The organism is Sphingopyxis indica (genome assembly GCF_032879645.1).
Classification (GTDB): domain Bacteria; phylum Pseudomonadota; class Alphaproteobacteria; order Sphingomonadales; family Sphingomonadaceae; genus Sphingopyxis; species Sphingopyxis indica.
In genome coordinates this window covers 2,828,017-2,842,309 of sequence record NZ_CP076394.1, presented here as the reverse complement: position 1 = coordinate 2,842,309, position 14,293 = coordinate 2,828,017, and the positions used below count along the sequence as shown (strand labels likewise).

Below are 14,293 nucleotides of genomic sequence, written 5' to 3'. Positions count from 1 at the left end.
CTTTATTCGCGGGCCGGGGTCTCGCTTCCGACGGGCGGGCTCAACATCCGTATCGTCGCGACGGGGCTTCTCGTCGTCATGGCGGCGATCTTCATCACCGCCAAAAATTTTCAGGACGTCCACCCGGCGGTCGGGTTCGTGCGCGCCTTTGCCGAGGCGGCGATGGTCGGCGGGCTGGCCGACTGGTTCGCGGTCACCGCGCTGTTCCGCCATCCGATGGGGCTGCCGATTCCGCATACCGCGATCATCCCGCGCAACAAGGACCGGATCGGCGACACGCTCGCGCGCTTCCTGCTCACCAATTTCCTGCTGCCGCGGCTGATCGCGCGCAAGATGCAGGACGTCGACATCGCGGGCGCGGTCGGCAAGTTCCTGTCGCAGCCGGCCGAAGGCGGCGGGCGTTTGAAGCTCGGCGCGTCGCGGGTCATCGCCGATGCACTCGGCGCGCTCGACCAGAAAAGGCTGGGCGGCATGGTTAAATCGGCGATTGCCGATCGCCTGCGCGAACTCGATCTCGCCCCGCTGCTCGGTCAGGCGCTACAGGCGGCGCTCGCCGAAGGGCGGCATCAGCCGTTGCTCGACGCCGCGGTCCAATGGGGATCGAAGACGCTCGATCTCAACGAGCATCTGATCCACCAGATGGTGCATGACAATTCGAACGCGATCGTCCGCTTCACGGGGCTCGACGAAAGCATTGCCAACCGCATCGTCAAGGGGCTTGCGAAGCTGCTCGCCGACATGGCGGCCGAGCCCGACCATCCGATCCGCCTGCGCGTCGAGGAGGGAATGGCGAAGCTCGCGCTCGACCTGCAGGAAAATCCCGAGGTTCAGGCAAAGGTCGCGCGGGTGCAGGCCGAGCTGCTCGACAATCCGGCGGTCAAGCGCTGGCTCGACGGCTTGTGGGAACAGGGGCGCAGCGCGCTCTTGCGCGCCGCACGCGATCCCGACACGATGCTCGCGGGGCGGCTCGGCGAGCTGATCACCCAGTTCGGGACGATGCTCGGCGAAGACCGCGGCATCAAGCGCACGCTCAACCGCTATGCGCGGCGTGCAGTGGTCGGCGTCGTCGACAGCTATGGCGAGACCGCGCTGCGGCTCGTGTCCGACACGATCCGTGGCTGGGACGCCAAGACGATCACCGACCGGCTCGAAAATGCCGTCGGCGCCGACCTGCAATATATCCGCATCAACGGCACGCTGGTCGGCGGGCTCGTCGGGGTGGCGATCCACTCGGTCGACGTGTTGCTTTAGCGGCAGGCGGCGAGCCCCTCGCGAAACGTCGGATAGTGCGGCGTCCAGCCGAGCAGCCGCTTTGCCTTGCTGTTCGCGACGCGGCGGTTCTCGGCATAGAAGGCGCGCGCGGCGGGGGAGAGGCCGGCTTCGTCCAGCGATTGCAGCGGCGGCAGCGGCGCGCCGAGCAGTGCGCAACCCCATTCGACGAGGCGGTTCTGGTGCGCGGGTTCGTTGTCGGCGAGGTTATAGATGCCCGGCGGTCCGGCGAAAGAGGCGAGGACCCCGCCTGCGATGTCCTCGACGTGGATGCGACTGAACACTTGTTCGGATAGGTCGATCCGGTGTGCGCGGCCCTCTTCGATACGCTGAAGGATCGAGCGGCCGGGTCCATAGATGCCGGGGAGTCGAAAGACCCGCACCCCGGTGCGCAGCATGGCCCACGCCGCGTCGGCGGCGTTGCGCGCTTCGCGGCGGCCCTTTACGGGCGCGCTTTCGTCGACCCACGCGCCGCGGGTATCGCCGTAAACGCCGGTCGAGGAGAGATAGCCGACCCAGCCTGCCGGCGCGAGCGCGATCGCCTCGCCATAGCGCGCGAGCACGGGGTCGCTTCCCTCCGCGGGCGGGACCGACGACAGGATATGCGTTGCCGAACGCAGCGCGGCGAGCACCGCGGCCTCATCGTCGAACGCGATCGTGCCGGCGCGCGCGTCGCGCGTCGTGCCCACCACGTCCCAGCCGCGCGCGAGCAGGCGGTCGGCGATATGTCGGGCGCTATAGCCCATTCCGAAAATCAGCATCATGCCCATCGGTGGCCTCATACCATATCCCGGTGATCCCGACCGATGAGGACCGTTTCTGGTGGTTCTCGGCAAGGAGGCTTCGAAGCGGCGATGTGGTTCATCGGGGCCAGAAGGCGACGCGGTCCGAGGGCCACCAGAAACGGCCCTTCGGGTTGGTGGTCCCGCCCGCTGGACGCCGTCGCGGCGTCGCGACGATGAACCACATCGCCGCTGCCGCCGCTCCTCGCCAGCAAACGGGACCACCAATCCTCATCGGTCGGGATCACCGGGATATGGTATTATTGCGCAGCGCAGCCGCCAAGCCTAGATCATTCGCATGACCGATGCCTCTTCCGCTCCCGCCGTGCCCGTCACCATCCACCGCGACGACTATCGCCCGCCCGAATGGCAGATCCCCGACATCGCGCTCGATTTCGCGCTCGGGATCGAGGAAACGCGCGTCACCGCGGCGCTGTCGGCCGTGCGCGCGGCCGATGCACCGGCGCCGCTGCTGCTTCGCGGCGACGCGCTGACCCCGGCCGAGGTGCGCGTCGACGGCGCGGTGTGGAACGACTGGCGCATGGAGGGGAGCGACCTGGTCGTCGACCTGGGCGATCGCACCGCTGCGACGGTCGAGGTCGATACGCTGATCCATCCCGCAACCAACACCCAGCTGATGGGCCTCTATGCCTCGGGCGGAATGCTCTGTACCCAGTGCGAGGCCGAAGGCTTCCGCCGCATCACCTTCCACCCCGACCGCCCCGACGTGCTCAGCCGCTACAGGGTGCGGATGGCGGGCGACAGGGCGTGCTTCCCGATCCTGCTCTCGAACGGCAATTGTATCGCGTCGGGGGAGGGTGAGGACGGCACGCACTGGGCGCTGTGGGAGGATCCGTGGCCGAAGCCCTCCTATCTCTTCGCGCTCGTCGCGGGCGACCTGGTGGTCAACCGCGACAGCTTCACGACGATGTCGGGCCGCAAGGTCGATCTCGGCATCTGGGTGCGCGACGGCGACCTCGACCGCACGCATCACGCGATGGCGGCGCTCAAGCACAGCATGAAGTGGGACGAGGAGGTCTATGGCCGCGAATATGACCTCGACCGCTTCAACATCGTCGCGGTCAGCGATTTCAACATGGGCGCGATGGAGAATAAGGGGCTGAACATCTTCAACACCCGCTACATCCTCGCCGATCCCGACACCGCGACCGACATGGATTATGACGGGGTCGAGGGCGTCGTTGCGCATGAATATTTCCACAACTGGTCGGGCAATCGCGTCACCTGCCGCGACTGGTTCCAGCTCTCGCTGAAAGAGGGTTTCACCGTCTATCGCGACCAGAGTTTTTCGGCCGCCATGGGCTCGCCCGCGGTCAAGCGGATCGAGGATGTCCGCGTGCTGCGCGCGGCGCAGTTTCCCGAGGATGCGGGTCCGCTCGCGCATCCGATCCGCCCCGACTCCTATCAGGAGATTTCGAACTTCTACACCGCCACCGTCTATAACAAGGGCGCCGAGGTGATCCGCATGATGGCGACCCTGCTGGGCCCCGAACGCTTCCGGCGCGGCACCGACCTCTATTTCGACCGCCACGACGGCGAGGCCGCGACCTGCGAGGATTTCATCCGCGCGATGGAGGAAGGCGGCGGGATCGACCTGACGCAATTCCGCCGCTGGTACGAGCAGGCGGGAACGCCGAAGCTGCATTTGACGCTGGCGCAAGAAGGTGGGGAATGGTTTCTCGACATCGTGCAGACGGTGCCCCCGACCCCCGGCCAGCCCGACAAGGCGCCGATGATGATGCCGCTCAGGCTCGCCGCCTTTGCGATGGACGGCGGCGGCGCGGCGCTGCCCGATACGCTGGTGACCTTGACCGGGGCGGCGCAGCGCGTGCCGCTCGGCGCCTTTGCCGCGCGGCCCGCGCTGTCGGTCAACCGCGGCTTTTCGGCGCCGGTGATCGTCGATTACGAACGCGCACCGGGCGAACTCGCATGGCTCGCGGCGCACGACGACGACCCGTTCGCACGCTACGAAGCGCTCCAGCAACTGATGCTCGACACATTGGTCGCGGCCGTCTCGGGTGAGGCGGGGAATCGCGACGCGGTGATCGGCGCCGTCGCGCGGACGCTGGCGGGCGCGGCCGACGATCCGGCTTTCGTCGCCGAAGCGGTGCTGTTGCCGAGCGAGGCGTTTATCGGCGACCAGATGGTGACGGTCGACCCCGACGCGATCCGCAGCGCGCGCATGGCTTTGCAGGGGGCGATCGGGGACGCGCTCGAAGGCCAATGGCGCGCTATCCTTGGCAACCCCGCGCCCGCGGCGACCGACCTTTCGCCCGCCGCCAAGGGGCGCCGGCGCCTGCGCGGCGTCGCGCTCGCCTATCTCGCCGCGACCGGCAAGGAGGATGTGGCGGCGCTGGCGTTCGGCATTTTTTCGTCGGCGGACGGGATGACCGAACGGCAGGCGGCGCTCGCGACGCTTGCGCATGGCGACAGCGACGAGCGTGCGCACGCGCTCGACATTTTCTACCAGCGCTATCGCGACGATCCGCTGGTGCTCGACAAATGGTTTCAGGTGCAGGCGTGGTCGCTGCGCAGCGACACCGTTGCCGCAGTCGCGGCCCTCGCGCAGCATCCCGACTTCACGCTCGCCAACCCCAATCGCGTGCGTTCGCTCTATGGCGCCTTCGCCGCGAACCAGGCGGCGTTCCATCAGGCCGACGGCGCGGGCTATCGCCTGCTCGCCGACCTCGTGATCGCGCTCGATCCGAAGAACCCGCAGACCGCCGCGCGGATGATCCCGCCGCTCGGCCGCTGGAAACGCTTCGACGTCGCGCGGCAGGAACTGATGAAAGCCCAACTCGAGCGGATATTGGCGCAGCCCGGCCTGTCGCGCGATACGACCGAGCAGGCGTCGAAGAGTTTGATGGGGTAGCGAGCGACCGCTTGGCGGTGGCGTTTCAAAGTTCAGCAAAGGTCAGCCTTGTGCAGCCGCCGATGGGCTGCGTTCGGCGAACCTGTCGCGCCGGTTCCCGCATCCGCAAAGCCGGGCCGTGACCGCTTGTATCTACATATCGAAAGAGCCGAGACGAAGGCTGGCACAGCCGGATAATGTAGGACAGCGGTTTTTTGCGGCGGATGTCCGCATTGGGGTGGGGAGCGGCCGGTCCTCCCCCTTGGGGGAGGGGGACTACCCGCAGGGTGGTGGAGGGGCACGGGCGGTTTGCCTTTCCCTCTTTGAACGCAGCGTAAACCGAGGGTGCCCCTCCACCATGCTTCGCATGGTCCCCCTCCCCGTGCCGGGGAGGACCCTTATGACCGCAACCGGTCGTTAACGGCCGTGCGGCTCTCCTGGGTGGTCAGCTTGCCGCGAACAGCTTCGTCCCCACCACGCCGATGACGATCAGCGCCATGAAGCCGACCTGCACCGCGCTCACCTTTTCGCCGAACAGGATGACGCCGCCGACGATCACTCCGACCGCGCCGAGGCCGGTCCAGATCGCATAGGCGGTGCCCGCCGAAATTTCGCGCATCGCAAAGGCGAGCAGCGCCATGTTGAGGAAGCTCAGCGACACGGGCACCGCCGACGCCTGCCACGTCCCCTGCGATGCGGCCCATTTGAGGCTGAGCGCCCAGATGATTTCGGTGAAAACGGCGATGGCGAGGATGATCCATCCCATAGGCGAGTCCTTTGCTGTTGGCGGGCTCGTCGGGATGGTGCAGGCCGGAAACCCGGAAAGAGGCGCTGCACAAAAGACTGGATGTCGTGCGGGCGCCGTTAGCTCCACCGCGGCGCTTTGGCAATAGCGCCGCTCAGTCTTCCTGCCGCCAGACGGCCCACAGAGCGCCGAATTGCCGCGCGAGCGGCTTGGGTTGCTGCGCGAGCAGGCGGTCGATCATCGGCCAGGCCGCCTTTTCGAGCCGCGCCTGGCGCTCGCGCGCGAGGCCGATCGCCACTTCGACGTCGCGTTGGTCTCCGAATGCGCGCCGATCGCCCTCCAGCTTGGCGATGAAAAGGCCGAGGTCGTGATGATCGCCGAGAAGGTCCGAGAGCCGTCTGGCGGGTCGCTGGCGGGCCTCCATCAGGTCGGGCCAGAGATTTTCGAGCAGGCGGCAATGATACCAGTGATATTTGATCCGCTTGCGCAGTTCGTGGAAATTCCGGCTGTCGGGGCACGACCGCGCCTGTGCCGACGCCGCGCAGGCGCGCTGATAGGTCTTGCGAAGCCCGTCGGCGATGGCCTCCCAGCCGTCGGCGCTCAAATTCCACATGGCGACCCGCTCCCGCGCCTCGCGCAGCCCGTCGCGCACGTCGCGCATCCGCGCTTCGCCGTCGGTTCCGGCTTCGGCGCGCCGTTGCAGGGCGAACTGCCGGCGGATCGAGTCCAGCGCGCGGCGGTCGATCCGGTCGGCGAACTCGTTCACCAGCCCATCATAAGTGTCCTGCATGACCTTGCTGTCGCGCGCCGCCGAAATGCTGTCGGCCAGCCTGCGAAACCCGGCATTTTCCTGCGCATAGCCGTCGAACACCGGGCGGACGAGCCGCACCAGTCCGCGCAGTTTCTTGCATCGCTTGCGGATGTCGTGGATCGCGTCGCTTCGATCGCGGGCCTCGACCGAGGCGAGTGCCTTTTCGATCTGCTCGCCGGCGATCCGCCGCATGCCGTCGGCGACGGACCGGTCCTTCAGCTTGAAACGATATGCCACGGCCGCCTCCGTTCAGCGGCCGATACTATAGCAATCGGCGCTATCCCGCGAGCCACCCAGCGACGTCGCCCGCAACGCGGTTAGCCGCCGCGCTCAGCGCGGTGCCGACCGGCTTTGCCTCGATCTTGCCGCCGATCGGCTCGCGCGCCTCGAAGCGGCGCTGGGTGACGGTCTTGCCGCCGGCTTCGACGAGCATCGCCTGATAGACGACCACCGCCTCGTTCGTCGCCTCGTCGACGCCGAATTCCATCAACTGCCCGGCGAGCTGCTCGCCCGGCGCGGTCAGATATTGGCCTTCGTCGAGGATGACGCGGCTGGTTCGCGCGGCAACCGTTTCGGAGAGCAGGCGCTGGAACAGGCGTTGCGGCGCCTCGACCCATTGCGCATCCTTGACATAGGCGATGCTCGCATCGTCCTGCTGCACCGGAATGCGCTGGGTGCGCAGCTTTTGCGGTGCGGTCGGGATCAGGATGGTGAGCGCCTGATCCTCGCCCGCGGTGCGCGCCTGTCCCGCCGCGGGGGCCGCGTCGGCGTCGAGCGTGAGCAGGAAGGGGGGCGGCTCGCTGCCGAAGCTGACGCAGGCGGACAGGGTCGCGGCGCCGAGCGCGGCGAGCAGCGGAGCGGGCAGGCGGCGAAGCATGGTCGGATACCTCATGGTTTATAGTCGGGCAGCTTGGCTCCGCCGATCACCGCGCCTGCACCCTGCTGATCGAGCTTGTCGGTCAGGCTGGAGAGCGAGGAGGAGGTGCGGCGCAGGTCGCGGATCAGCGCATTGGCTTCGGGAATCGTCGTCTGGCTGAAGGTCTGCAGCCCCGGCCGCGCATCGGCGATGGCGGCTTCGAGCGTCTTCATCGACTCGTTCGCGGAGGCGAGCGTATCACGCAGATTGCGCATCGCGGGATCGACGTTGCGGTCGATCGTTCCCTGCGTCGCGGCGGCGAGATTGCCGATCTGTTCGGCGGCCTGGCCCGTCTGCTGAATCGCGACGCGCGTGTCGGCGAGCGCCTTTTCGAGCGCGGGGCCGTTGCGCGCGAGGATCGCGGTCGATTGTTCGACATTCTTCAAAATGCCGCGGATGCTCGCCTGATTTTCATCGTCGGCGAGTTCGGCGAGCCGTTCGGTCAGCGTCGACAGTCGCTGGAGCAATTGCGGCGCAGTGTTGAGGATTTCGCCGAGCCCGCCGACGCGATTGGGGATCACCGGCTTGCCCGCCGGCCCCTTGTCGGTGATCGGCGGCGCGCCCTTGACCGCGCCATCGAGCGCGATCTGCGAGACGCCGGTGAAACCGACGCCTTCGAGCGCGGCGGTGGTGCCCTGCAGGATCGGCACCCGCTCTTCGACCTCGATGCGCACGCGGACGAACTGCGGGTCGTCGCGCCACAGCTCGATCTGGGTCACTTGCCCGACGGGCACGCCCGAGAATTGCACTTGCGCGCCCTTGCTCAGCCCGTCGACCGACTGCTTGAAGAAAATGTCATATTCGCGCTTCGCGCCGCCGCTGTCGTTCGCCATCCAGACGACGAAAAAGGCGAGCGCGGCGGTGAAAAGGAGCACGAAGGCGCCGACCAGCACATTATTCGAACGTGTTTCCATCAGCTTTTCCTATCGCCGCTCGGCAATTTGGTTGCATCCTGCCGCAGCGCGGCCGCGCGGCCCGTTGAAATACTCCTGTATCCACGGGTGCTCGGTGGCAAGCAGTTCGGGGATCGTGCCGACCGCGATCACCTTCTTTTCGGCGAGCACCGCGACGCGGTCGCACGTCGCGTAGAGCGTATCGAGGTCGTGCGTGATCAGGAAGACGGTGAGCCCCATCGTGTCGGCCAGCTCGCGGATCAGCGCGTCGAACTTCGCGGCGCCGATCGGGTCGAGCCCCGCGGTCGGTTCGTCGAGGAAGAGCAGCGCCGGGTCGAGCGCGAGCGCGCGCGCAAGGCCGGCGCGCTTGACCATGCCGCCCGACAGCTCGGCGGGAAATTTGGGTCCGGCATCGGGCGGCAGGCCGACCATCGCGACCTTATAGGCGGCGATCTCGTCGAGCAACTGCTGGTCGACGCGCGGATAATATTCGCGCAAGGGGACCTGGATATTCTCCGCGACGCTCAAGGTCGAGAAGAGCGCGCCGCCCTGAAACATCACGCCCCAACGCCGGCGCAGGTCGCGCGATTCCTCTTCGTCGGCGATCGTGTCGAGCGACTTGCCATAGACCTCGATCTCGCCCGCCTGCGGGATTTGCAGCCCGACGATCGAGCGCATCAGCACCGATTTGCCGGTCCCCGACCCGCCGACAACGCCCAAAATCTCGCCCGAGCGCACGTCGAGGTCGAGATGGTCGTGGACCACCGCGTCGCCGAACCGGTTGACGAGGCCGCGGACGCGGATCGCGACGTCGAACTCTTCGGGACGCACCGCTTCGGCGGATGCGAGTTCGTGCCGGATTTCGGCCTGTTCCTCGTCTTCGCTCATCAATTCCATCCGATCGAGGAAAAGAAGACGGCGAAGAAGGCGTCGAGGACGATGACGAGGAAGATCGCAGCGACGACTGCGGAGGTCGTGCGGCGGCCGACTTCCTCGGCATTTTGCCGCACCTGCATCCCCGAATAGCAGCCGGTGACGCCGATCAATATGCCGAACACCGGCGCCTTGATCAGCATCGCCCAGAAATCGGTCATCGGGATGATCTCGCGCAGCCGCTGAATATAGGTGAGCGGCGGGATGTCGAGCCCGATCCACGAAAAGACGCCACCGCCGGCGATCGCGCAGATACTGGCATAGAAGCCGAGCAACGGCATGACGATCGTCGAGGCCGCGACGCGCGGCAGCACGATCGCCTCCATCGGCGACACGCCGATCGTGCGCATCGCATCGACCTCTTCGGTCAGCTTCATCGTCCCGATCTGTGCCGCAAAGGCCGATCCCGACCGGCCGGCGACCATGATCGCGGTCATCAACAGGCCGAGCTCGCGGATCGACGCGCGCCCGACGAGGTTGATGGTGAAGACATCGAGCCCGAATTGTTCGAGCTGGACCGCCCCCTGCTGCGCGATGACGATCCCGATCAGAAAGCTCATCAGCCCGATGATCGGCAGCGCATCGACGCCAACCGCCTGGAACCGCGTGACGATCGCGTTCCAGCGGATGCGCCGCCGCGCGCGAATCTGGATGAAGAGCGCGATGAGCATCGCACCGAAGAAGTCGACGATGCCGACGAGTTCGTGCCAAACCCCCGCGCTCGCCGTGCCGAGCTGTTCGAGCATCCGCGCCCACATCGGGCGGCGGTCGCGATGAACGCGATACTCGCTCTTGTCGTCGGCGAGCGCCTGCAAAAGCCGCTGCGCTTCCTCGCTGGCGCCCGAAATCCGTGCATCATGGGCATTCGCGGTGCGGGTGACGATCCACGCGCCGACCGTGTCGATCCGCTCGACGCCCGACAGGTCGAGCGCCGCTATCGGACCGAGCGCGTCGAGCCGCGCGGGCAGGTCGCCGAGCCGCGCGAGCGTCAGGCGCCCCGTGAAGCGCACCTCGGCTCCCCCGGCTCCATCGCTCGTTTCGAAATCCGCCTTGGCCGCCATCGAGCCGGACCTTGGATGATTTGCCGAACAAGCTCAAGCGAATCCGTGGCATGGCGGCCAAGCCTTGGCCGCGTCATGTGGCGGGGCTAAGAAGCGTTCGATGAGCGAACCCGGCCCGCCTGACTATGCCCACCGCGTCGCAATGTACGACATGGATCGCACGATCACGCGCGCGGGCACCTACAGCGGCTTTTTGATGCACGTCGCGCGGCGGCGCCAGCAATGGCGCCTGCTGCTGTTGCCGCTCGTCGGGCTGGCCGGACTCGCCTATGCCTTGCGGTTGATCGACCGCTCGCAGCTCAAGGCGATCAACCTGCGGCTGCTCGTCGGCAAGCGTTTCAGCCGCGCCGAGATCGCGCCGCTCGCCGAAAGCTACGCCGACAGGGTCGTCGCGCGCGGCCTGCACGACGCGGCGCTCGAACAGATTGCGGCCGACCGCGCGGCGGGATACCGGCTGCTCCTCGCAACCGCCTCTTTCCACCTCTATGTCGATGCGATCGCGCGGCGGCTGGGGATCGACGATGTGCTCGCGACGCGGCTCGACGAACCCGATGGCGGCGATCATATCCACGCGCGGCTGTCGGGCGACAATTGCTATGGCGAGGCCAAGTTCGCGCGGATCAGCGGCTGGCTCGCCGACAATGCGATCACCCGCGAGGGCGCGCATATCCGGGCCTATTCGGACCATGTTTCCGACCACCCGATGCTCCGCTTCGCCGACGAGGCGGTCGCGACGACGCCGTCGCGCAAGCTGAAACGTCTGGCGCCGCAAATGGGATGGCAGGTCGTGGACTGGCGGCGGCGATAGCATAATTGGCTCAACCCCTCCTCTTCAGAGGAGGGGCAGCGAGACTTGCCAGCTTGCTGGCCTAGTCGCAGCGGGGTGGTGTTTGACCTCTTGCGCGCTATCGCGCGCCACCACCCCAAACCCCTCCTCTCAAGAGGAGGGGCTTAAGAATGATCGCAACCGTCCGAAAACCGTCATTCACCTCGCCAATTGGGCGTATATCACACCGCCGCCAGCGCCTGGTCGAAGTCGGCGATCAGGTCGTCGGCGGCTTCGATCCCGATCGAAATGCGCACCAGATTGTCGGTGATGCCGAGCGCCTTCTTGCGTTCGTCGGGGACCGACAGGTGCGTCATCGCCGCGGGGTGGCTCGCGAGCGTTTCGGTGCCGCCGAGGCTGACCGCGAGCTTGGCGATCCTGAGCGCGTCGAGAAAGCGGAAACTTTCCGCCTCGCCGCCCTTCACGAACAGCGAAAAGGTCGACCCGGCGCCGGTGCAATGGCGGTCGAACACATCCTTTTGCGGTCCGTCCTTCAGGAAGCCGAGATAGCCGAGCCCCTCGACCTTCGGATGATCGCGCAGGAAGGCGCAGACCTTTTCGGCATTCTCGCCGGCGCGGGTCATGCGGAGTTCGACGGTCTCGAGGCTGCGCAGCAGCATCCACGCGGTATTGGGATCGCAGATGGTGCCGATCGTGTTGCGCATCATGCGAATGGGGCCGAGCCACTGCTTCGACCCGAGCACGCCGCCCGCGACGAGATCGCTGTGGCCGCCGGCATATTTGGTCAGGCTGTAGAGCACGATGTCGGCGCCGTGCCGCAGCGGGGCGGACCAGAGCGGGCCGAGGAAGGTGTTGTCGATCGCGATCGGCGGGCGCGCATCGGCGTCGAACGCGGCCTCGACCGCGGCGCGCATCGCCTGCACGTCGACGAGCGCGTTGGTCGGATTCGCCGGGCTTTCGAGATAGACCATCGCGACCTTGCCGCCCTGCCGTTCCGCCATCTCCTTCGCGCGGGCCAGAATCGCGTCCATGTCCGCGCGCGACGCTTCGGCGGGGAAATCGACGTAGGAAGCGCCGAAGCGCGACAATATGCGCGCGATCAGCGTCTCGGTCGCGGCATAGAGCGGCCCCGAATGGACGATGACGTCGTTCATGCTGACATGCGCGAGGAGCAGCGTCGCGATCGCCGACATGCCGCTCGAAAAGACGAGCGCGTCCTCCGCCTTTTCCCAGACGCCCAGCCGTGCTTCCAATATCTCCTGGTTCGGGCCGTTGAAGCGCGAATAGACGAGGCCTTCGGCGCCGCCGGGGCGCTTTCCGGTGATCCCTTCGAAGTGGCGCTTGCCCGCGGCGGCGCTTTCGAAGGCGAAGGTCGAGGTGAGGAAGATCGGCGGCTTCAGCGACCCTTCGGAGAGCATCGGGTCATAGCCATAGCCCATCATCAAGGTCGAGGGCGACAGGGGATGGCCGCCGATTTCGGTGACGTCCTGCTTGGGCTTGCGGCGAACGGGTGCGCCGGTGAGTTCGTTATTGTCGATGGTGGGCATGGGTTCCTCGCGAGCTGATTTGGTTTCTGCTGTAACTAGCGCGCTTCGCCCCGTCCGTCACCCCAACGATGCGATGATCCAGATCGTTCCGATGAGCAGCGGCACGCCGATGATGTCGAGCGCCAGTCCCGCGGTCAGCATCCGGGGAAGGGCGATATGCTCGGTCGCCCACGCGATCGCATTGGGGCCGGTGCCCGAGGGGAGCATGAAGCCCCAGCTCGCCGCCATCGCGACGGGCAAGGCGAGCAGGATCGGATCGGCGCCGGTCGCGGCGATCAGCGCGGCGAGCACGGGGGTGATGCCGCTCGCGGTCGCGACATTGCTCGCAAATTCGGTGATCAATATGGTGAGCGCGACGATGATCGCGGCAAGCGCGATCGTCGGGATCGACCCGAGCGGCGCCAGCACGCTGCCGAGCCACGCCGCAAGCCCGCTCGCGGTGATCGAAGCGGCGAGCGCGAGGCCGCCGCCGAAGAGCATGATGACGCCCCACGGCGCGCGGTCTGCCTCCTTCCAGACGAGGAGCGGGCGGCCGGTGCCGTCGGGGACGATGAAGAGCAGCAGACTCCCCGTGACCGCGATGGTGCCGTCGGTGAGCGCACCCTGCGGCACCAGCGGCGCGAGCAGCGGCTGGAGCATCCACAACCCGACGACGAGCGCGACGATCGGGACGACGCGACGCTCGGCGGTCGACCAGATTGCCTGATGCCCGAGCGCTTTCGATGCCGCGGCGCCGTCGAAGGGATGATCGGCAAGCCGCTGGACGCGCGCGAGAATGACGAGGGCGGCGGGCACCGACAGCGCGACGACGGGAATGCCGTAAAGCGCCCAGGTCGCGAAACCGATGTGCAGGCCGAGCGCGCGTTCGATCAGCCCCGCCGCGATCGCGTTGGTCGGGCTGCCGACGAGCGTGCCGAGACCGCCGATCGAGGCCGAAAAGGCGATCCCCATCATCACCGCGCCAGCAAAGCCGCGCGTCTCGGCCGCCTCGACGCCCCCGGCGCGCAGCACCGCCAGCGCGATCGGCACCATGATGAGCGTCGTCGAGGTGTTCGAGATCAGCATCGACAGGATCGCGGTCGCGCCCATGAAGGCGAAAAGCAGCCCGGTCGGCGTCGGCGGCGCGAGCTTGAGCAGTGCGAGCGCGAGCCGGCGGTGCAGGCCGACCCGCTCGATCGCGAGCGCGAGGAAGGCGCCGCCGAGGATCAGGAACAGGATCGGATCATAATATTCGTTGGCGATGTCCTTCGCCGACATCACGCCGGCAAAGGGCGCGACGAGAAAGGGCAATAGCGCGGTGGCGGTGAGCGGCAGCGCCTCGGTCATCCACCACACCGCCATCAGCAAGGTCAGCGCGGCGATGCGCCACGCCGGGAGGGCCATCCCTTCGGGCGCGGGGAGCATAAGCATGACGAGAAAGATGATCAGGCCGCCGACCAATCCGAAAAACCGTGTGCGCGTCATCGCTCCCCCTATCCCGCAGCGTCATGCCCGACCGAGCCGGCGCCCCTTACTCAAGGAAGGCGGCCCCCGGATCAAGTCGGCGACTATCCCCTTCGCGCCCCTTGTCCCGTCATTGCGAGCGAAGCGAAGCAATCCAGAGTGTGCGTAAACCGCTCTGGATTGCTTCGCTTCGCTCGCAATGACGGGAACAGGGGTGCAAAGGGATAATTACCA

Annotated in this window: 12 protein-coding genes; 3 read left to right on the top strand and 9 right to left on the bottom strand. The window is 67.0% G+C overall.

All coding sequences use genetic code 11. The features are described from left to right. Positions 1-78: 78 nt before the first annotated feature. Positions 79-1,251: a DUF445 domain-containing protein gene (locus KNJ79_RS13515; protein ID WP_317153923.1), complete on the top strand. Its 1,173-nt coding sequence runs from the start codon at positions 79-81 to the stop codon at positions 1,249-1,251. Here KNJ79_RS13515 and KNJ79_RS13510 read toward each other — a convergent pair. After that, positions 1,248-2,039: a Rossmann-fold NAD(P)-binding domain-containing protein gene (locus tag KNJ79_RS13510; RefSeq protein ID WP_317151462.1), complete on the bottom strand. Its 792-nt coding sequence runs from the start codon at positions 2,037-2,039 to the stop codon at positions 1,248-1,250. The two genes, KNJ79_RS13515 and KNJ79_RS13510, sit on opposite strands and share 4 nt — an antisense overlap. Before the next feature lie 310 nt (positions 2,040-2,349). On the opposite strand from KNJ79_RS13510, the gene pepN reads away from it, so the two are divergent. Continuing rightward, positions 2,350-4,944, top strand: coding sequence for an aminopeptidase N (gene pepN / locus KNJ79_RS13505; RefSeq protein ID WP_317151461.1), 2,595 nt, complete (start codon positions 2,350-2,352; stop codon positions 4,942-4,944). Positions 4,945-5,368: 424 nt separating this feature from the next. On the opposite strand, the gene KNJ79_RS13500 is transcribed toward pepN, so the two are convergent. The 6 genes from KNJ79_RS13500 to KNJ79_RS13475 form a co-directional block, all read right to left on the bottom strand. Next, positions 5,369-5,689 carry a DMT family transporter gene (locus KNJ79_RS13500; RefSeq protein WP_317151460.1) on the bottom strand — a complete coding sequence of 107 codons (321 nt, stop codon included), beginning with the start codon at positions 5,687-5,689 and terminating at the stop codon, positions 5,369-5,371. A gap of 133 nt (positions 5,690-5,822) precedes the next feature. Next, positions 5,823-6,716, bottom strand: a complete 894-nt coding sequence (locus KNJ79_RS13495) for a CHAD domain-containing protein (protein ID WP_317151459.1) — start codon at positions 6,714-6,716, stop codon at positions 5,823-5,825. Between the two features lie 40 nt (positions 6,717-6,756). Beyond that, positions 6,757-7,356 carry an ABC-type transport auxiliary lipoprotein family protein gene (locus tag KNJ79_RS13490; RefSeq protein WP_317151458.1) on the bottom strand — a complete coding sequence of 200 codons (600 nt, stop codon included), beginning with the start codon at positions 7,354-7,356 and terminating at the stop codon, positions 6,757-6,759. 11 nt (positions 7,357-7,367) lie between these two features. Further along, positions 7,368-8,309: an MlaD family protein gene (locus KNJ79_RS13485; protein ID WP_089214857.1), complete on the bottom strand. Its 942-nt coding sequence runs from the start codon at positions 8,307-8,309 to the stop codon at positions 7,368-7,370. A 9-nt stretch (positions 8,310-8,318) separates the two neighbouring features. Continuing rightward, entirely contained in the window at positions 8,319-9,176 is an 858-nt protein-coding gene (locus KNJ79_RS13480) for an ABC transporter ATP-binding protein (RefSeq protein WP_089214856.1), read from the bottom strand. Then, on the bottom strand, positions 9,176-10,282 hold the full coding sequence (locus tag KNJ79_RS13475; protein WP_089214855.1) for an ABC transporter permease: 1,107 nt from the start codon (positions 10,280-10,282) through the stop codon (positions 9,176-9,178). Before KNJ79_RS13475 ends, KNJ79_RS13480 begins: the two co-directional genes overlap by 1 nt. 100 nt (positions 10,283-10,382) lie before the next feature. Between KNJ79_RS13475 and KNJ79_RS13470 the strand changes: the two genes are divergently transcribed. Next, positions 10,383-11,090, top strand: coding sequence for an HAD family hydrolase (locus KNJ79_RS13470; RefSeq protein WP_245836535.1), 708 nt, complete (start codon positions 10,383-10,385; stop codon positions 11,088-11,090). Between the two features lie 200 nt (positions 11,091-11,290). On the opposite strand, the gene KNJ79_RS13465 is transcribed toward KNJ79_RS13470, so the two are convergent. Beyond that, positions 11,291-12,616 carry a cystathionine gamma-synthase family protein gene (locus tag KNJ79_RS13465; protein ID WP_317151457.1) on the bottom strand — a complete coding sequence of 442 codons (1,326 nt, stop codon included), beginning with the start codon at positions 12,614-12,616 and terminating at the stop codon, positions 11,291-11,293. 57 nt (positions 12,617-12,673) lie between these two features. Beyond that, positions 12,674-14,080: an SLC13 family permease gene (locus KNJ79_RS13460; protein ID WP_317151456.1), complete on the bottom strand. Its 1,407-nt coding sequence runs from the start codon at positions 14,078-14,080 to the stop codon at positions 12,674-12,676. Positions 14,081-14,293: the final 213 nt, after the last annotated feature.